18 protein-coding genes are annotated in these 17,347 nt (G+C 67.4%); 12 read left to right on the top strand and 6 right to left on the bottom strand.

Annotated elements, in window-relative coordinates:
* The first annotated feature begins 2 nt into the window (after positions 1-2).
* The 4 genes from A5733_RS18660 to A5733_RS18645 all read left to right on the top strand — a co-directional run bounded on the left by A5733_RS18660 (position 3) and on the right by A5733_RS18645 (position 2,350).
* Positions 3-839 (top strand): sulfurtransferase, encoded by an 837-nt coding sequence (locus A5733_RS18660; protein ID WP_067769828.1) that lies wholly within the window; start codon positions 3-5, stop codon positions 837-839.
* Position 840: 1 nt separating this feature from the next.
* Positions 841-1,143 (top strand): DUF1416 domain-containing protein, encoded by a 303-nt coding sequence (locus A5733_RS18655; protein WP_044520476.1) that lies wholly within the window; start codon positions 841-843, stop codon positions 1,141-1,143.
* Positions 1,144-1,427: 284 nt separating this feature from the next.
* A complete protein-coding gene (locus A5733_RS18650; RefSeq protein ID WP_076241203.1) occupies positions 1,428-2,102 on the top strand; it encodes an FABP family protein in 675 nt (224 codons plus the stop codon).
* Complete coding sequence (locus A5733_RS18645; RefSeq protein ID WP_076241202.1) at positions 2,102-2,350, top strand: hypothetical protein; 249 nt, start codon at positions 2,102-2,104, stop codon at positions 2,348-2,350. The genes A5733_RS18650 and A5733_RS18645 overlap by 1 nt, the downstream gene beginning before the upstream one ends.
* A gap of 270 nt (positions 2,351-2,620) precedes the next feature.
* On the opposite strand, the gene A5733_RS18640 is transcribed toward A5733_RS18645, so the two are convergent.
* On the bottom strand, positions 2,621-3,499 hold the full coding sequence (locus tag A5733_RS18640; RefSeq protein WP_076241201.1) for an aminodeoxychorismate lyase: 879 nt from the start codon (positions 3,497-3,499) through the stop codon (positions 2,621-2,623).
* 63 nt (positions 3,500-3,562) lie between these two features.
* Here A5733_RS18640 and A5733_RS18635 point away from each other — a divergent pair, with 63 nt between their 5' ends.
* On the top strand, positions 3,563-4,657 hold the full coding sequence (locus A5733_RS18635) for a folate-binding protein YgfZ (RefSeq protein WP_076241200.1): 1,095 nt from the start codon (positions 3,563-3,565) through the stop codon (positions 4,655-4,657).
* A 160-nt stretch (positions 4,658-4,817) separates the two neighbouring features.
* Positions 4,818-4,991 carry a DUF3073 domain-containing protein gene (locus tag A5733_RS18630; RefSeq protein ID WP_076241199.1) on the top strand — a complete coding sequence of 58 codons (174 nt, stop codon included), beginning with the start codon at positions 4,818-4,820 and terminating at the stop codon, positions 4,989-4,991.
* An 85-nt stretch (positions 4,992-5,076) separates the two neighbouring features.
* On the opposite strand, the gene purM is transcribed toward A5733_RS18630, so the two are convergent.
* Both purM and purF read right to left on the bottom strand, forming a co-directional pair.
* On the bottom strand, positions 5,077-6,168 hold the full coding sequence (gene purM / locus A5733_RS18625; protein WP_076241198.1) for a phosphoribosylformylglycinamidine cyclo-ligase: 1,092 nt from the start codon (positions 6,166-6,168) through the stop codon (positions 5,077-5,079).
* A gap of 99 nt (positions 6,169-6,267) precedes the next feature.
* The gene (gene purF / locus A5733_RS18620) at positions 6,268-7,812 is read right to left on the bottom strand and encodes an amidophosphoribosyltransferase (protein ID WP_076241197.1); all 1,545 of its coding nucleotides are present in this window, start codon (positions 7,810-7,812) and stop codon (positions 6,268-6,270) included.
* 220 nt (positions 7,813-8,032) lie between these two features.
* On the opposite strand from purF, the gene A5733_RS18615 reads away from it, so the two are divergent.
* Positions 8,033-9,376 carry a DoxX family protein gene (locus A5733_RS18615; protein ID WP_369830954.1) on the top strand — a complete coding sequence of 448 codons (1,344 nt, stop codon included), beginning with the start codon at positions 8,033-8,035 and terminating at the stop codon, positions 9,374-9,376.
* Position 9,377: 1 nt separating this feature from the next.
* Here A5733_RS18615 and A5733_RS18610 read toward each other — a convergent pair whose 3' ends face one another.
* Entirely contained in the window at positions 9,378-9,764 is a 387-nt protein-coding gene (locus tag A5733_RS18610; RefSeq protein ID WP_067769817.1) for a sterol carrier family protein, read from the bottom strand.
* Positions 9,765-9,782: 18 nt separating this feature from the next.
* Between A5733_RS18610 and A5733_RS18605 the strand changes: the two genes are divergently transcribed.
* Positions 9,783-10,991, top strand: a complete 1,209-nt coding sequence (locus A5733_RS18605) for an MCE family protein (protein WP_067769815.1) — start codon at positions 9,783-9,785, stop codon at positions 10,989-10,991.
* On the opposite strand, the gene A5733_RS18600 is transcribed toward A5733_RS18605, so the two are convergent.
* Both A5733_RS18600 and A5733_RS18595 read right to left on the bottom strand, forming a co-directional pair.
* A complete protein-coding gene (locus A5733_RS18600) occupies positions 10,981-12,252 on the bottom strand; it encodes an amidase (protein ID WP_233152727.1) in 1,272 nt (423 codons plus the stop codon). The two genes, A5733_RS18605 and A5733_RS18600, sit on opposite strands and share 11 nt — an antisense overlap.
* The gene (locus A5733_RS18595) at positions 12,249-13,649 is read right to left on the bottom strand and encodes an MFS transporter (protein ID WP_076241196.1); all 1,401 of its coding nucleotides are present in this window, start codon (positions 13,647-13,649) and stop codon (positions 12,249-12,251) included. The genes A5733_RS18600 and A5733_RS18595 overlap by 4 nt, the downstream gene beginning before the upstream one ends.
* Before the next feature lie 183 nt (positions 13,650-13,832).
* Between A5733_RS18595 and A5733_RS18590 the strand changes: the two genes are divergently transcribed.
* The 4 genes from A5733_RS18590 to A5733_RS18575 all read left to right on the top strand — a co-directional run bounded on the left by A5733_RS18590 (position 13,833) and on the right by A5733_RS18575 (position 17,344).
* Entirely contained in the window at positions 13,833-14,471 is a 639-nt protein-coding gene (locus A5733_RS18590; RefSeq protein WP_142254074.1) for a helix-turn-helix domain-containing protein, read from the top strand.
* Positions 14,472-14,603: 132 nt separating this feature from the next.
* Entirely contained in the window at positions 14,604-15,128 is a 525-nt protein-coding gene (locus tag A5733_RS18585) for a type 1 glutamine amidotransferase domain-containing protein (RefSeq protein WP_076241194.1), read from the top strand.
* Between the two features lie 33 nt (positions 15,129-15,161).
* Positions 15,162-16,340 (top strand): aromatic ring-hydroxylating dioxygenase subunit alpha, encoded by a 1,179-nt coding sequence (locus A5733_RS18580; RefSeq protein WP_076241193.1) that lies wholly within the window; start codon positions 15,162-15,164, stop codon positions 16,338-16,340.
* The gene (locus tag A5733_RS18575) at positions 16,337-17,344 is read left to right on the top strand and encodes a PDR/VanB family oxidoreductase (RefSeq protein ID WP_083666299.1); all 1,008 of its coding nucleotides are present in this window, start codon (positions 16,337-16,339) and stop codon (positions 17,342-17,344) included. Before A5733_RS18580 ends, A5733_RS18575 begins: the two co-directional genes overlap by 4 nt.
* Positions 17,345-17,347: the final 3 nt, after the last annotated feature.

Raw genomic sequence — 17,347 nt, 5'->3', positions numbered from 1 at the left:
ACATGGCACGTTCCGACGTCCTGGTCTCGACCGAGTGGGCCGGGAACAATCTCGACACCCCGGGCCTGGTGTTCGTCGAGGTCGACGAGAACACCAGCGCCTACGACGACGAGGGGCACATCCCCGGCGCCGTCAAGCTGGACTGGAAAGACGATCTGCAGGACGCCGTCAAGCGTGACTTCGTCGATCAGCAGCAGTTCTCGAAGCTGTTGAGCGACAAGGGCATCAGCAACGACGACACGGTGATCCTGTACGGCGGCAACAACAACTGGTTCGCCGCTTACGCCTACTGGTACTTCAAGCTGTACGGCCACAACGACGTCAAGCTGCTCGACGGCGGGCGCAAGCGCTGGCAGCTCGACGGCCGCCCGCTGGTCACCGACGCCGTCAGCCGCCCGGCAACCTCGTACTCGGCCAAGGCCCCGGACAACAACATCCGCGCCTTCCGCGACGAGGTGATCGCCGCGATCGGTGAGAAGAACCTGGTCGACGTGCGCTCGCCCGACGAGTTCTCCGGCAAGATCCTGGCACCCGCGCACCTGCCGCAGGAGCAGAGCCAGCGGCCCGGGCATATCCCCGGCGCCATCAACGTTCCGTGGAGCAAGGCAGCCAACGACGACGGCACCTTCAAGTCCGACGAGGAGCTGGCCAAGCTGTATGCCGCGGCCGGCCTCGACGGGCAGAAGGAGACCATCGCCTACTGCCGGATCGGTGAGCGTTCCTCGCACACCTGGTTCGTGCTGCAGGAGCTGCTGGGACACCAGAACGTCAAGAACTACGACGGCAGTTGGACGGAATACGGCTCCCTGGTGGGCGCCCCGATCGAGTTGGGAAGTTGATATGTGCTCTGCACCTAAGCAAGGACTGACGTTGCCGGCCGGCGTCGACCTGGAGAAGGAAACCGTCATCACCGGCCGCGTGGTGGACGGCTCCGGCCAGGCGGTCGGCGGCGCGTTCGTGCGTCTGCTGGACTCCAGCGACGAGTTCACCGCTGAGGTGGTGGCCTCGGCGACCGGCGACTTCCGCTTCTTCGCCGCCCCGGGCACGTGGACGCTTCGCGCCCTGTCGCCGGCGGGTAACGGCGACGCCAGCGTGGCCCCCGCCGGTGCCGGCATCCATGAGGTCGACGTCAAGGTCGCCTAGCGACGATCAAGGCGAGGCACGAGCCGATGAGGAGCTAGGCCCATCGGCACCGCCTGAGACCTAGCTGCTCGAACGTGAGCTTGTGTGCGACCTTTCAGCGATTTCTCGCACACAAGCTCACGTTCGACTGGTATAGGGCGCCCCGACCCGGGACGCCGACCCCTCCGACTAGGAACTAGACTCTTTCCCGTGGTGCTCTTCTTCGAGATTCTGCTCGTCGCGGCCGTCGTGGTCATCACGTGGTTCGCGCTGTACGCGCTGTACCGCCTCGTCACCGACGAGTCGTGACCTCCGACCGGGACGTGCCGGCCAAGACCCCGGCGCCCGAGCCGGGTTCCGGTGACCGGGCCGTAGCGGCTGCCGCCGAACGGGCCAAGGTCACCGCCGCCCGCAACATTCCGGTCTTCGACGACCTCCCGTTACCCGCCGATACCGCCAACCTGCGCGACGGCGTCGGACTCAACGATGCTCTCCTGGCGCTGTTGCCGTTGGTCGGCGTCTGGCGTGGCGAGGGTGAAGGCCGTGACACCCACGGCGATTACCGATTCGGCCAGCAGATCGTGGTCTCCCACGACGGCGGTGACTACCTGAACTGGGAGTCTCGCTCCTGGCGGTTGACCGAGTCCGGCGAATACGACTCCCCCGGCTTGCGGGAGACCGGCTTCTGGCGCTTCGTCACCGATCCCGACGATCCGGCCGAGTCACAGGCAATCGAACTGCTGCTGGCCCATTCAGCCGGCTATGTCGAGTTGTTCTACGGCAAACCCCTCACCCAGGCTTCCTGGGAGCTGGCCACCGATGCCCTGGCCCGCAGCAAGTCCGGGCTGTTGGTGGGCGGCGCCAAGCGGCTGTACGGCATCGTCGAGGGTGGCGATCTGGGGTACGTCGAGGAACGGGTGGACGCCGACGGTGGCCTCGTGCCGCACCTGTCGGCCCGACTGTCCCGGTTCGTCGGCTGATGCGCCGGCCAATCGTCACGGCAGGTCTGCTTGCCGCGGCCGCGATCCTGGGCGCCTGCTCGTCGGAAGGCCCGCAGCCCGCACCCACCTCGGCACCGGCCGAGCACGGGTCCTACGCCCACTGTCTGACCGAGCACGGGGTACCGGCGGCTCCCGGACCGGTCGCCGGCCCGCCCGCCGGGGTTGACGACCAAACCTGGCAACAGGCCACCAAAGCGTGTTCGACGCTGGCACCGGGCCCGAGCTAGCCCCAAGCGCACATCTCACCGTCATGTCTTCGCCGGGCCCAGATATGGGGCGGCCCCCGAGCCTTGGTTCCTGGTTGGACAGACCGAGGGGCTCGGGGGCCGGGTGGCTGCGGGGAATTCGCCAGCGCGCTGCGGGCAATACCCCGGCGCTGCTAGCGGGCAGCCACCTCACATGTCCATAAGTCACTCAATTTGACGGACCACCTCCTTCCCTGTGTGCCCACGAAAGTACCCTCGTCCGCGCAGCCCGACAAGCGATTTATTCGCCGCTCAACGGTCGCTGGTGATCGCCGCGTCGATCAGCTGTGCCATTTCGGCGGCCAGGGGCGCATCAGGTAGCCGCTGCCCGTCCAGCGTATGCACCCGCGCGGCCAGGGTAATGCTGGAGACCAGCCAAACCCCTTGCGCGGTAAGAAGATCCGCGGTGGTGAGGGCGCGGAAGTCGCAGTCGTATCCTTTGTTGCGGGCCACCTCGAAAAGCGCCTGCTGGGTGGTGCCACGCAGGATCGGATACCACGGCGGTGGGGTGAGCAGCAGCGGTTGACCGTCGGCCCCTGCGGCTGCGATCACCACGGTGGACCGCGGCCCCTCCAACAGGTAGCCGTCCGAGCTGACGAAGATGACGTCGCCGGCGCCGTGCCGTTCAGCGTGCCGCAGCGCCGCCATGTTCACCGCGTAGGACAACGTCTTGGCTCCCGCGGCAAGCCAGGGCAGGTCACTGGCGCTGCGGGACAGTCCCCGGTCGAGGGTGATCGCCGCCAGCCCGTCGCGCCGGGCGCCGGCCACCCGGTTTGCCACCGCACCGATGGTGGCAAACCCCGTGGGCGGTCCCCCGCTTTCCCGGCCGCGGCTGTAGACCAACCGCAGCACGCCGTCTGCGTCGTGCTCGGCAGCCCAGTGCCCTGCTCCGAGTGCCACCGCCGCCCGCCAGGCATCCAGGTCCGGGGCCGGCAGATCAAGCATCTTGGCCGATTGCGTCAGCCGGGTCAGGTGCGCCTCCAGCAGGCACGGCCTACCGTCGCGCACCAGCAGGGTCTCGAACACCCCGTCACCGCGCACCGCGGCCAGGTCGTCGGCGTGCAGCAGCGGGACGTCCGGATCGTGGATCTGCCCGTCAAGGGTGACCAGCACGGCTGGTGGGCTTGCCATGGGGCGCCAGCGTAGCGCCAAGAGCACCGAGAGCGCGATGCGCCGCAAACGTAGAGTTGGCCTATGACTGCACTACCGCCGGCGGTTCCGGCGCCCGAGGCCGGCCCCGACGCAGGCGCCGCGTGGCATTACGGTGATCCGCTCGGTGAACAACAGGCCGCCGACCGCGCCGCGGTCGTGGTGGACCGATCACACCGCGCGGTGCTCACGCTGACCGGCAAGGACCGTCAGACGTGGCTCCACAGCATCTCCAGCCAGCACGTCAGCGCGTTGCCGGACGGGGCCGTCACCGAGAACCTCAGCCTGGATCTGCAAGGCCGTGTCGAAGATCACTGGCTGCAGACCGAGCTCGACGGCACCACGTATCTGGACACCGAGCCGTGGCGGGGCGAGCCGTTGCTGGCGTACCTGCGCAAGATGGTGTTCTGGGCCGATGTGCAGATCGAGCCCGCCGCTCTGGCGGTGCTGTCCCTGCTCGGACCCGGCCTGGCCGACACGGCGGTGATCAAGGCCCTCGGCTGTGACGAGCTGCCCGTGGAGTCCACGGCCGCGCCACTGCCCGGCGGTGGGTTCATCCGCAGGCTGCCTGCCGCGGGAATCGAACTGGACCTGGTGGTACCTCGTGAATCCGTAGCCGCCTACCTGCAGAAGCTCACCGATGCCGGGGTCCGCCCAGCCGGCGTCTGGGCGTACGAGGCGCACCGGGTGGCCGCGGGACGTCCGCGGCTGGGTGTGGACACCGATGAGCGGACCATTCCGCACGAGGTCGGCTGGATCGGCGGCCCCGGCATCGGGGCCGTCCACCTCGACAAGGGCTGCTACCGCGGTCAAGAGACCGTCGCGCGGGTCCACAACCTGGGCAAACCGCCCCGCATGCTGGTGATTCTGCACCTCGACGGGGCGTCGGACCGTCCGGTGACCGGGGATCCGGTGACGGCGGGCGGGCGCACTGTCGGCCGGATCGGCACGATTGTGGAGCATGCCGACGAGGGGCCGATCGCTTTGGCACTGCTCAAGCGTGGGCTGCCGGCCGACACCGAGCTCGTGGCCGGCACTGAGGCGCAAGTACCGGCCGCGATCGACCCGGACTCACTGCCCGAGGCCGATGCCACCGCCGGGGCCGGCCGCGCTGCCGTCGAGCGCCTGCGCGGCCGTTGAACCCTCAAGCCTTCCGAACCCCCAGGACGGTCGCCGTGCGGCAGGGCCTGGCAGCGCTTCGCGGCGGGGCACGGTAAAGTGTCGGCAGGACAATAAAGACACACAGATCGGAGCCGCCTAGTAATTGGGCCGCTCCGTTATTGCGCGAGGGGGTCCCCCCATGGGCCGCGGCCGGGCGAAGGCAAAGCAGACCAAGGTTGCACGTGAGCTGAAGTACAGCTCACCGCAGACCGACTTCAGTCAGCTCCAACGAGAGCTGTCGGGATCTCCCGATTCCGGCGACGTCAACGACGACGCCGATGAATGGTCGGGTGAGGATGACTGGCGGCGCTGAGCCGTCAGCAGTCCGTCGCAGCTCTTAGACACAGGTCGCGCTGGTTTACGCAGAACGCTTACCAGCGCGACCTGTCTCTGACTGCCTAGAACCGCGGATGCTGTCCGACCAGCTGGGCGCGCACACTGTCCTTGCCGCCCTTCTTGACGGTTCCCAGCGTCCAGCACTGCAGGTGTCGCGCGGTCAGGATGGCCAGCGCGCGGTCAGTGTCCTCCGGGGCGACGACAGCGACCATCCCGACGCCCATGTTGAACGTCTTCTCCATCTCGGCACGTTCGATGCGTCCGCGCTGGGCGATCATCTGAAACACCGGGGCGGGCGTCCACGTGCCGCGATCCAGTTCGGCGGTCAGCCCATGCGGCACGACGCGCTCCAGGTTGCCCGCCAGACCACCGCCGGTGACGTGGCAGAACGTGCGGACCTGAGTTTCGGCGGCCAGTGCCAGGCAGTCCTTGGCGTAGATACGCGTCGGCTCGAGCAGCTCTTCGCCGAGCGTGCGGCCGAACTCCTCGACATGGCCGGCCAGGTTCATCCGGTCGATCTCCAGCAGCACCTTGCGGGCCAGCGAGTAGCCATTGGAGTGCAGGCCGCTGGACGCCATCGCGATGATGACGTCACCCGGGCGGACCCGGTCGGGCCCGAGCACGTCGTCGGCCTCGACAATGCCGACGCCGGTTGCGGAGATGTCGTAGTGGTCGGGTTCCATCAGGCCGGGGTGTTCGGCCGTCTCCCCGCCCAACAACGCACAACCGGCCTGGACGCACCCTTCGGCGATGCCCGCGACGATGGCGCTGACCCGCTCGGGGACGGTACGGCCGACGGCGATGTAGTCCTGCAGGAACAGCGGCTCGGCACCGCACACCACGAGGTCGTCGACCACCATGGCGACCAGGTCCAAGCCGACGGTGTCGTGCTTGTCCATGGCCTGGGCGACGGCGAGCTTGGTGCCGACCCCGTCGGTCGACGCGGCCAGCACCGGCTCGCGGTACCCGCCGCGTAAGGCGAACAGGCCGGCAAAGCCGCCCAGCCCTCCCCGCACCTCGGGACGGGTGGCCTTGGCGGCCAGCGGTTTGAAAAGTTCGACGGCGCGGTCACCGGCTTCGATGTCCACTCCGGCCGACGCATAGGAAATGCTGTGCTGTTCGGCGATGCCGTGCTGTTCGGCGCCCTTAGTCATCGGATGCAAGGCTACCGCCCCGCTATTTCGGGGGTACAGCGCAGGAGGCGTTAAGCCCGCGTCAAGGACGCCGTCAGGGTCGCCGCGACGCCGGAGCCGTCAGGGCCTGCGCAGCGCCGACGCGTTGTCGTTGTCGGCCGTCAGCGGGACACCGGTGCGAGCCGCGGTCGCCAACATCTGCTCGACGACGTTCTTCCCCAGGGCGGTCTCCCCGGGCAGCTCGATCGGGTAGTTGCCGTCGAAGCAGGCCGAGCACAACCGGGTGGGAGGCTGCTCGGTGGCGGCGATCATGCCCTGCTGGGAGATGTAGCCCAGGCTGTCGGCACCGATGGCGTGCCGGACGGCCTCCAGCATCTCGCCCTCGTGTTCGGCAGAGGCCGCGTTGGCGATCAGTTCGGCCGGGGTGGCGAAGTCGATGCCGTAGAAGCACGGCCATTTCACCGGCGGTGACGCGATGCGTACGTGCACCTCCAGCGCTCCGGCCTCCCGCAGCATGCGAACCAGTGCGCGCTGGGTGTTGCCGCGCACGATCGAATCGTCGACGACGATGAGCCGCTTGCCGCGGATCACCTCTCGCAGCGGGTTGAGCTTGAGCCGGATGCCGAGCTGGCGAATGGTCTGTGAGGGCTGGATGAACGTGCGGCCGACGTAGGCGTTCTTCATCAGACCCTGCCCGAACGGGATCCCGGACTCCTGCGCGTACCCGACGGCAGCCGGCGTTCCCGATTCCGGGACGCCGATCACCAGGTCCGCGTCGACGGGGTGCTCGCGGGCCAGCCGGCGGCCGATGTCGACGCGGGTCGCGTGCACCGAACGGCCGACCAGCGTGCTGTCCGGACGGGCCAGATAGACGTATTCGAAGACGCAGCCCTTGGGGTTCGGATTGGCGAATCGGGTGGAGCGCACCCCGTCGGCGTCGATGGCCAGCAGTTCACCGGGTTCGATGTCGCGCACGAAGGAGGCGCCGACGATGTCGAGGGCGGCGGTTTCCGACGCCACCACCCATCCGCGGTCCAGCCGGCCGAGAGCCAGCGGGCGCACACCGTGCGGGTCGCGTGCGGCGTAGAGCGTGTTCTCGTCCATGAAGGTCAGGCAGAAGGCGCCGCGGACCGTGGGCAGCAGCTCCAGGGCGGCCTGTTCCAATGTGGCGTCGGCGGCGCCGTGGGCCAGCAACGCCCCCAGGATGTCGGAGTCCGTTGTCGCTGGAGCGGCGGCGCTCCCCCGGATCGTCATGTCGATCAGCCCGGCGTCGCGGGCGCGGGTGGCCAGCTCGGCGGTGTTGACCAGGTTGCCGTTGTGACCGAGTGCGACGCCGGTGCCGGCCGCGGTGTTGCGGAACACCGGCTGGGCGTTCTCCCACGTGGTCGAGCCGGTGGTGGAGTAGCGGCAGTGCCCGACGGCGACATGGCCCGGCATGGCGGCCAGGGTCTGCTCGTCGAATACCTGGCTGACCAGCCCGAGGTCTTTGAACACGAGAATCTGCGACCCGTCGGACACCGCGATACCGGCAGCTTCCTGCCCTCGGTGTTGCAGTGCGTACAGGCCGTAGTACGTGAGCTTTGCGACGTCTTCACCCGGGGCCCAGACCCCGAATACGCCACACTCCTCGCGCGGTTCGTTCTCGTCGAGTTGCTGACCAGTCACGATAGGGCTGCTCCCGGGGCGGCGGTTGGTGACATAACCGAGTCTACGGTCCAGCCGGCCCAACAAAGGAATCGAATGGCCGGTCTGGCATCAGCGGTTACAACAGCACGGGACGCGGTTGCATTTCCGTGCTGACCGCACGATGGTGTGGCGTGCCCTACCCGAAATTGTCGGGACAACCTCGTCGGCCCACCACACGCCAAGGGCAAGGAAGGTTTTCGTGACGCCCCAACTCCCCGAGACGCTGCCAACCGCGGGTCCGGTATCCGATGACGACGCCCGGCCCTCGGCGTGGCCGGAGGTGACGAAGATCGCATTCCGGTTCTGCTTCCTGTACTTCGGTCTGTTCAGCCTGATGTTCGCGCAGATCCTGTTCGCGTTCCTCGGCGCCGTGGGCAACTGGCTGCCGGACCGGGCGGTGATGTGGCAGATGACCGTGCTGGAGCCGTTGCTGCGCTGGGTCGGCGCACATGTCTTCGGGATCGAGGCGGTGCTGCACCGGGATTCGGGCAGCGGAGACCAGGCCGCGATCTGGGTGATGGTGTTCTGCCTGTTGGTCGTCGCGATCGCCTGTACCGCAGCGTGGTCGTTGATGGATCGGCGGCGCCGCGACTACGCCCGGTTGTGGGCCTGGTTCCTGACGTTCCTACGGCTGTGTGTGGCCGGGCAGATGCTGTTCTACGGGTTCGCCAAGTTGGTCCCGACGCAGATGCCGGCCCCGCCCCTGGCCGCACTGCTGCGCCCGTACGGGGACTTCAGCCCGGCCTCGGTGTTGTGGTTGCAGGTCGGCAGCTCGTATCCGTACGAAATGACGCTCGGTGCGGTCGAGGTCCTCGCCGGGGTGCTGCTGTTCGCTCCGCGGACCGCGACCCTGGGTGCCCTGCTGGGGGTGGCCAGCATGGTTCAGGTGTTCCTGCTGAACATGACATTCGATGTGCCGGTCAAGATCCTCTCCGGCCATCTGCTGTTGATGGGGCTGGTGCTGCTGGCACCGCAGTACCGCCGGTTGGCGGACTTCCTGGTGCTGCAGCGCGACACCACCCCGGCCCGCCAACCTGAGCTGTTCGCACATGCACGCGCCAACACCATCGCAGCCCGGGTCCAGGTCCTGCTTGGTATCTGGATGATCGCCGGTTGCGTCCTGACCAGCTGGCAGAGCTGGACCGAGTACGGCGGTGGCCGCGACAAGCCCGAGCTCTACGGGATCTGGACGGTGAGCCGGTTCGACGTCGACGGCGAGGCCGTCGCCCCCTTGACGAGCGATCAGCAGCGTTGGCAGCGCGTCGTTTTCGACACCCCTGAGGTGATGACCTATCAGCGGATGAACGGCGAGTTGGTGGACGCGCCGGTCAAGCTCGACGGGAACCACCTGGTGGTGTCGGGACCGGACGGTTCCCCGCTGGCCTCGCTGACCGCGACCCGACCGTCACCGCAGCAGCTGCAGCTGAGCGGTGAGCTGTCCGGCCGCGACGTCGACATCTGGCTGGATCGCTACGACCTCGACCAGTTCACGCTGCGCAACCGGGGCTTCCACTGGGTGCAGGAGTATCCGTACTTCCGGTGAGTCACGAGTCCACCGCCACCAGCGGTAGCCAGCGGGCAATCTCGCCGGCCCGCGATCCCGACATCTGCACGGCGGCACCGGCCGCCTCGAGTCCCAGCAGCCCGGTGGCCAGCAGCAGCCAGGTGCGGGCGTCGGTTTCCACCACGTTGGGCGGATTGCCCCGGGTGTGCCGGGGCCCTTCTATGCACTGCACCGCGACGAAGGGCGGCACCCTGACCTCGACACTGGCGCCGGGAGCGAGTGCGGCCAGGGTGCGGGCGGTCAGCCGGACGGCCTCGGCCAGTTCGGCGCGCGCGGGTTCCGGCTCGGTCGGGTCATGCAACCAGCCGGCCACCGCGATAACCGATGCCCGGGTCTTTTGTGGATCGACACTGCCTCGCGCGGCCATGCCCTAGAGTCTCGCAAAGTGTTTGCCGATCACCGCAATCCGCCGTATCGCACGGCCGGTGCGGTGCTGGTGACGGTTCTCGCGCTGGCCCTGGGACTGATCGCGGCGCAGTTCCGGGGCGCGTTCGAGGCCAAGGTCGGGCTGACCCTGCTGGCCGCGCGGGCCGGTCTGGTGCTCGACCCGGGTTCGAAGGTGACCTATAACGGGGTGCCGATCGGCCGGGTGGCCTCGGTCAGCACGGACGGCGCAGATCCGGTGCGGGCCCTGGTACGCCTGGACATCACGCCGAAGTACGTTGATCTGCTGCCGGCCAACGTGCAGGTCTCCATCGCGGCCACCACCGTGTTCGGCAACAAGTACGTCGCCTTCACCTCGCCGGAACATCCAAGCCCACAACGGGTTTCGAGCACCACCGCCATCGATGTCACCGCGGTCACCACCGAGTTCAACAGTTTGTTCGAAACGATCACCGCGATTACCGAACTTGTCGATCCGATCAAGTTGAACCAGACGCTGTCGGCCACCGCGCAGGCGTTGTCCGGTATGGGCAGCGCGTTCGGGCAGTCGTTGTCCGACGGCAACACCATCCTCGACCAGGTGAACCCGCGACTGCCTGCGCTGCGTCACGACATCGCCGGGTTGGCCGATCTCGGCGCGCGCTATGCGGCGGCCGCGCCTGATCTGTTCGACGGACTGGCCGACGCGGCCCGTAGTGCCGACACGTTCAACTCCCAGCGCGGTCACCTCGACGCCGCCCTGATCGCAGCCGTCGGATTCGCCGAAACCGGGTCCGACATCCTCGAACGGGGCGGTCCCTATCTGCAGCGCGGCGCGCAGGATCTGATCCCGACGTCGAAACTGTTCGACGACTATCAGGGGCAGTTGTTCTGCACCATCCGCAACTATCACGATGTCGCACCGGCCTTCTGGGAGACCTTCGGCGGTGACAACGGGTATTCGCTGGACGTCACCGGGACCCTGTCGAGCATCGGGGTGGGCAACGCCTACGTCTATCCGGACAATCTGCCGCGGGTCAATGCCAGCGGTGGGCCCGAGGGCCGGCCGGGCTGTTGGCAGAAGATCACGCGCGACCTGTGGCCGGCGCCGTATCTGGTGATGGACACCGGTCTGTCGATCGCCCCGTACAACCACGTCGAACTCGGCTCGCCGATCTTCATCGACTACGTGTGGGGGCGCCAGGTCGGTGAGCCCACGATCAACCCGTGACGGCTCGGGCCAATACCCGCTCGATCCACTCGGCCACGGCGAGCAGCCGCGGTACGTCGTCGGGCCGTCCGATCACCTGAAGTCCCAGCGGCATCCCATCGGTGTCGCGGAGCCCCGGGACGGCCACCGAGGTCAAGCCCATCACCTGCCAGGGCCGGCTGAACACCGGGCTGCCGGTCGGCATACCGACCGGCGCCGGTCCGGGCGCGGCCGGAGCCAGGATGGCGTCAAACCCGCGCAACTGCTCGGTGACCGCATCTCGTTGCCTACGCGCATGGTCGATGGCCCGGCGGTAGGCAGCCTCGGACGTCGCCCGCCCCTGATCGAGCAGGGCCTGCAGGCTGGGACTCACCTGCCCGGTCTCGGCCGCCAGGGACTGTGCCGCTTCCACCGCCATGATGTCCAGGTGCGCCTGCACCAGCGATCCCGGTGCCGCCTCGGGGGCCAGCCGGTCCACCACGGCACCGCTGTTGTGCAGTGCGGCAACCGAACTGGCCAAACCTTCCCGCATGGCCGGTTCGACTTCACCGAACTGTTCTGCGGCACAGATTCGCAAGGCAGGCGCGTGGTCGAGTCCCGGTGCGCAATCCATACCCAACAGTCCGGCGGCCACCAGCTGCAGGTCCGGCACGGAGCGCGTCAGGAAGCCCATCGAGTCGAGCGTGGGACTCAACCCGGTGATCCCGCTGTCGTCCAGATGTCCGGGAGGCAGCACCAGACCGGCCACCCCGCAGTAGGCGGCGGGCCGGGTGGTGGACGCGGCGGTCTGGGTGCCCAGCGCCAACGGCACCATCCGGTCGGCAACCGCGGCCGCCGACCCGCTGGACGAACCCCCCGGGGTCCGCTCGACATCGTGCGGATTTCGGGTCTTGCCCGGGGTGAAGTAGGCGAACTCGGTGGTGACGGTCTTACCCACGATGACGGCCCCGGCCTCCCGCAGCCGCCTGACGATCCAGGCGTCCTGCACCGCCGGGGCACCACCGCGAACCGGCGAGCCGCATCGGGTCGGCAGTCCCGCGACGTCGATGATGTCTTTCACTCCCACCGGTACCCCGTGCAGGGGGCCGGCGGGAGGGCGGTCGTCGAGTCCCTTCGCTTGCACTCGGGCACCCTCGACGTCGAGGACCTCCCACGCCCCGACAGCCGGTTCCCGGGCGTCGATGCGATCCAGGCAGCTCTCCAGCAGCTGCGACGGCAGGAGATCACCGCTGTGGATCAGCTCGGCAATCGCGTGGATTTCCAAGTCGCACGGCTGAGTCACGGTTGGCTCGCCGGCTGGTTCTCGGGCTCGGCCACGACAGCGACCGGCCCTGGTTTGACGGTGCCGTCTCCACTCGCTTCGGCCAGGCTGCGATTGCGGGTTTCCGGGGCCATCAGCACCGAGACGACCAGGCCGGCCAGGGTGAGTCCGGCCGCGGCCAGCATGGTGGGTCCGGTGCCGAGGTGATCCAACCCGATCGGCAGCAGGAAGGTGCCGATGGCCGCGCCGACCCGGCTCACCGCGGTGACCAGTCCCATTGCGGTGGCACGGATTTCGGTCGGGAAGATCTCGTTGGGATACGACCATTCGAGGATGTTCGGTCCGCCCGAGGCGATGGCATAGACCGCGAAGGCAGCGATCACCAGGAACGCCGGTCCGGCGGGGGCGATGCCCAGCACCACCATCGGGATCAGCATGCCGACGAACGACCAGATCAGCAGTGGACGGCGGCCCAGCGACTCGGTCCAGCGCAGGGCCGGCAGGCAGCCGATCAGAAATAGCAGGCTGATCAGGGTGTAGCCCAGGTTGGACATATTGCCCTCGGCGAGACCGAACGAGCCGAGGATCTGTGGCCCGAAGGTGTACATCGCGAACACCGGGGTGACGGCGGCCAGATAGAAGAAGCCACAGAAGAAGGTCCGGCGAAGGTACACGCCGCGCATGAGTCCACGGAAGCCCAGATCCTGGGCGGCCGGCGTCTCGATGGTTTCCAGGCCGGTGAGGTCGATGTTCTCGCCGAATGCCTTGCGTACCGCCTGTTTTGCCTCGTCCACTCGTCCCTTGGACAGCAGCCAGCGGGGAGATTCCGGTGTGCCGATCCGCATCAGCAGGATGGCGATGCCCGGGATGATCGCGCTTCCGAGCATGTACCGCCACGCGTGGTCGCCGAACAGTGCCGAGATGGTGAAGCCCACGAAAGTGGCCACGGTGGCGCCGAGGAACCAGAACACCACCAGCGAGCCGAGCATGGCGCCGCGTTTCTTGGCCGGTAGCCATTCGGCCAGCAGCGCGGTGGCGATGGGATAGTCCGCCCCGATCGCGATGCCGATGACGAAGCGCAAGGCGATCACCTGCCACGGCGCGTCGACGAAAACACACAGGGCCGAGGCCGCCACCAGGACGGACAGGTCGACGGTGTACATCAGCTGTCGCCCGATGCGGTCGGTGATCCGACCGAAGGCCACCCCGCCGACGAAGATGCCGATCAGCGCCGCGGCGCCGGCCAGACTCTCCTGGCCGGTGGACATGCCCAGTTCCGGCGTCATCCCGACCAGGGCAATGCCGATGATGCTCAGCAGGTAGCCGTCCAGGAAGGGTCCGCCGGCGCTCTGCAGCAGCAGACGTTTGTGAAAGCGCGTGAGCGGGACGGTGTCGATGAACGATGAGGCGGTTGACAAGCGGATCTCCTCTGCGGAGTGCGGATTGTGAAGTCTAGGACCCTCGATGTGATCCCCGACACCCGACAGTGTTCTTTCTTAACGAACGCTATGTCAATAGTGAACGAACACTTTTAACGCGAGCGGAACACACCGGTCGCCGGAGCCACCGCCGCGAGGGCGGCCGTCACCTACACTCGCGGCGTGGTGGATTCACACGGCCAAGCTGCAGGAAGCCGCCCGGGCCGGGGCCAGGGATCCCGATTGCGCCAGGCCCGCGAGGCGCGACAGATGTCGCTTCGCGAGTTGTCCCGACGGGTCAACGTCTCCCCCGGACACCTCTCCCAGATCGAGCGTGATCTGGTGGCGCCGTCGATCAGCCTGCTCTACGCGATCGTCTCCGAACTCGACGTATCGATGGATTCACTGTTCGACGACGGCACCGACGGGGGCCGTCCCACCGCGGCCGCCGGCGACCCCGACATTCCGAGATCACCAGGTGAAGGCCGGTATATCCGTCGTTTCGATCAGCGTCAGGCCATCGAGGTGAGCCCCGGCGTGCGCTGGGAACTGCTCACCCCGTCCACCGATGCGGGCATAGATTTCCGCGAGATCATCTACTCGAAGATCGCCTCGTCCCCGCCGGAGGAGGCATTCATCCGGCACCACGGTCATGAATACGGCCTGGTCCTCGAAGGCCGTCTTCATGCCCAGGTCGAGTTCGACGTCTTCGTCCTTGGCCCGGGCGATTCGATCGCCTTCGAATCCTCTCGCCCACACCGATTCTGGAACGAGGGCCCGGGCGTGGCCCGCGCCGTCTGGGTGTCCAACGTTCCGCACTGATCGACGCCGGCGCACCGATCAGGCTTTCTGACCTCCATCCGGGATCCGACGCTTGACAAGCGTTTGTAACTACAGAACACTCGCGTTTGTTCTCACAGATCGCTCGATCTCAGTCGATTCCCCGGAGCTGCCATGTCCAATCCTGAGCAACCCACCCGCATCCTGGTCCTCGCGGCCGACTTCTTCGAAGAGTCGGAGCTGATTTACCCCGTCCTCCGGGCCCGGGAGGAGGGCTACCAGGTGACCGTGGCCGGCATGGGGACCGCACCCGTGCGCGGCAAATCGGGTTACGGGCCATACCCGGTCGACGCCGACGTCGCCGACCTCAGTGCCGACGACTTCGACGCGGTCGTGGTGCCGGGCGGCTTCGCCCCCGACCTGCTGCGCCGTTCGGCGGCCGTCCTGGACCTGGTCGGCAAGTTCGACGCCGCGGTCAAACCGGTGGCATTCGTCTGCCACGGCGCCTGGGTTGGCATTTCGGCCGGCATCGTCTCGGGCCGCCGCCTCACCAGCGTCACCGCAATCCGCGACGACCTGCGCAACGCCGGCGCCGACTGGGTGGACGAGCCGGTGGTCGTCGACGGCAACCTGATCACCGCCCAGCTGCCCCGTGATCTCGGCGCCTGGATGCGCGCCCTGATCGACACCCTGTCCTGATCCCGTTCACGCGGCAACGAAGGAGTTTGAAACATGCCCCGAAACCTGCAAAGCCCCATCCCCCTTCAGGCTTTCGACACCAGCGACCAAGGCATCGACACCGCCATCTCGATGCCACCGGCGGTGTACACCTCAGAGGAATTCCACCAGTTCGAACTCGACGCCGTGTGGGGCCATGAGTGGTTCTGCATCGGCCGGGCCGCCGACATCCCCAACGCCGGTGACTTCTTCACCGTCACGGTGGCCAACGATCCGCTGATGGCGGTGCGCGGCCGCGACGGCGTGGTGCGGGTGCTGGCCAATGTCTGCCAACACCGTGCCATGCTGCTGGTCGAGGGCAGCGGCAACCGCCGTCGCTTCCAATGCCCTTACCACTCCTGGGTTTACGGCCTGGACGGGCAACTGCAGTCCGCTCCCCAGCTCAACGATTCACCGTGCTTCAACAAGGCCGACGTAAAGTTGCCCGAGGTGCGCTCGGAGCTTTGGGAAGGCTTCATCTTCGTCACCTTCGACGACACCATTCCTTCGCTCACCGAGCGGCTCGGCGGACTCTCGGACTATTTGGCCAACTGGGATATCGCCTCCCTGCACTCAGCGGCGCCGCAGCAGTTCACCGATTACAACTTCAACTGGAAGCTGTTCGGCGACGAGTGCTATCACTGCCAATTCCTGCACTCGCAGTCCTGGGTGCCGATGTACCCGACCTCGGCCGAACAGATCAACTTCCGCGCCTCCTTCAACGACGCCGACAAGGGCGTCATCGGCTACGAGCTGATCAGCGTCGAAGAAGGCGCCTCGCCCACCAAGACCGGACGGGTGATGCAGCCCTTCCTGCCCAACCTCACCAGTGAGCAGCGGTCCAAGCTGGCCTACGTCACGGTGGCACCCAACCTGCTCATCATCGCGATGCCCGACAAGGTCAAGTACTTCCACTGGCTACCCGGAACCACTGCCGGCACTTCACAGTTCGCCGCCACCTGGATGTACCCGGAGTCCACCTTGGCGCTGCCGAACTTCGATGTGGACTGGAAGCAGGAGGTCGAGGATCTGGCCGAGGTCATGCGCGAAGACGAAATGGCCTGGAACGGCACGCAGAGCGGCATGCGGTCCCGGTTCGCCCCGCGCGGACGCTACGCCCCGCCCGAAGAAGTGCTCGTCGCACTCAACCACTGGCTGGTACGCAAGTACCGCGCAGCCGACCAACAGTCATGACCAGCCAGCTGAGCCGAACCTCGATGGCACCGGAAAAGCCCGCCAACGCTTCGGCATTCGACCTTCAGGTGGCCCGGCGCCACGATGCCGCGACCGGAATCATCGGTCTGGACCTCGTCGCACCGGACGGTGGCGAACTACCGCCCTGGCGACCGGGAGCGCATCTGGAGTTCCTGCTGCCCGGACCCGACGGTACCGAGCTGATCCGGCACTACTCGTTGTGTGGGGACCCGACGGATCGTGGCGTCTACCGGTTCGGCGTGCTCGAGGAACCCGAAGGCCGCGGCGGGTCGGCGTATGTGCACGCGCACCTGAACGAAGGCACCTCAGTCCGGGTCCGCGGTCCGCACAACCACTTCCCGCTCGACGAGGCCGCCGAATCCTACCTGTTCGTCGCGGGCGGAATCGGCATCACGCCGATCCTGGCCATGGCCCGGACGGCCGCGGCTTCCGGCCGGCCCTGGCGCGTGGTGTATCTGGTACGGAGCCGGGACCGGTTGGCCTTCGCCGACGAGTTGCTGGCTCTGGGCGAGGACCGGGTCACGATCTGGGTCGACGATGAGATGGGCCTGTTCGATCTGCCCGCCCTGGTGGCCGAACTGACGCCAGGTTGCGGCGTTTACGCCTGCGGCCCCGGCCGGATGCTCGACGCTCTCACCGAGTTACACCACGCCGACGCCGACTGGCAGCTCAACCTGGAACGCTTCGCCGCCGCCCCGATCGATGTCACCGGTGACGTCGACTTCGAGGTGGTCACCGCCCGCAGCGGTGCCAGCTATCCCGTTCCGGCCGGCTGTTCGATCCTGGAAGTTCTCCGGAAAAACGGTATGGCGGTGGAGTTCTCTTGCTCCGAAGGAGTCTGCGGTACCTGTGAGACCGCGGTGTTCGAAGGCGTACCCGAGCACCGCGATGCGGTACTCAGCACCGAAGAGCGGGAAGCCAACGACACCATGATGATCTGCGTCTCCCGCGCCCGAACCGCCCGCCTGGTTCTCGATATCTGAGCC

Source organism: Mycobacterium sp. NS-7484 (assembly GCF_001953975.1).
GTDB lineage: Bacteria > Actinomycetota > Actinomycetes > Mycobacteriales > Mycobacteriaceae > Mycobacterium.
Note: the sequence above shows the minus strand (reverse complement) of the source record. Positions and strands in the feature narration are given on the sequence as shown.

What these genes read in the sequence shown, in the direction of transcription:
- A5733_RS18660 (WP_067769828.1), top strand. Translation starts at nt 3, where the DNA reads ATGGCACGTTCCGACGTCCTGGTCTCGACCGAGTGGGCCGGGAACAAT.
- A5733_RS18655 (WP_044520476.1), top strand. Translation starts at nt 841, where the DNA reads ATGTGCTCTGCACCTAAGCAAGGACTGACGTTGCCGGCCGGCGTCGAC.
- A5733_RS18645 (WP_076241202.1), top strand. Translation starts at nt 2,102, where the DNA reads ATGCGCCGGCCAATCGTCACGGCAGGTCTGCTTGCCGCGGCCGCGATC.
- A5733_RS18640 (WP_076241201.1), bottom strand. Translation starts at nt 3,499, where the DNA reads ATGGCAAGCCCACCAGCCGTGCTGGTCACCCTTGACGGGCAGATCCAC.
- A5733_RS18635 (WP_076241200.1), top strand. Translation starts at nt 3,563, where the DNA reads ATGACTGCACTACCGCCGGCGGTTCCGGCGCCCGAGGCCGGCCCCGAC.
- A5733_RS18630 (WP_076241199.1), top strand. Translation starts at nt 4,818, where the DNA reads ATGGGCCGCGGCCGGGCGAAGGCAAAGCAGACCAAGGTTGCACGTGAG.
- purM (WP_076241198.1), bottom strand. Translation starts at nt 6,168, where the DNA reads ATGACTAAGGGCGCCGAACAGCACGGCATCGCCGAACAGCACAGCATT.
- A5733_RS18610 (WP_067769817.1), bottom strand. Translation starts at nt 9,764, where the DNA reads ATGGCCGCGCGAGGCAGTGTCGATCCACAAAAGACCCGGGCATCGGTT.
- A5733_RS18585 (WP_076241194.1), top strand. Translation starts at nt 14,604, where the DNA reads ATGTCCAATCCTGAGCAACCCACCCGCATCCTGGTCCTCGCGGCCGAC.
- A5733_RS18580 (WP_076241193.1), top strand. Translation starts at nt 15,162, where the DNA reads ATGCCCCGAAACCTGCAAAGCCCCATCCCCCTTCAGGCTTTCGACACC.
- A5733_RS18575 (WP_083666299.1), top strand. Translation starts at nt 16,337, where the DNA reads ATGACCAGCCAGCTGAGCCGAACCTCGATGGCACCGGAAAAGCCCGCC.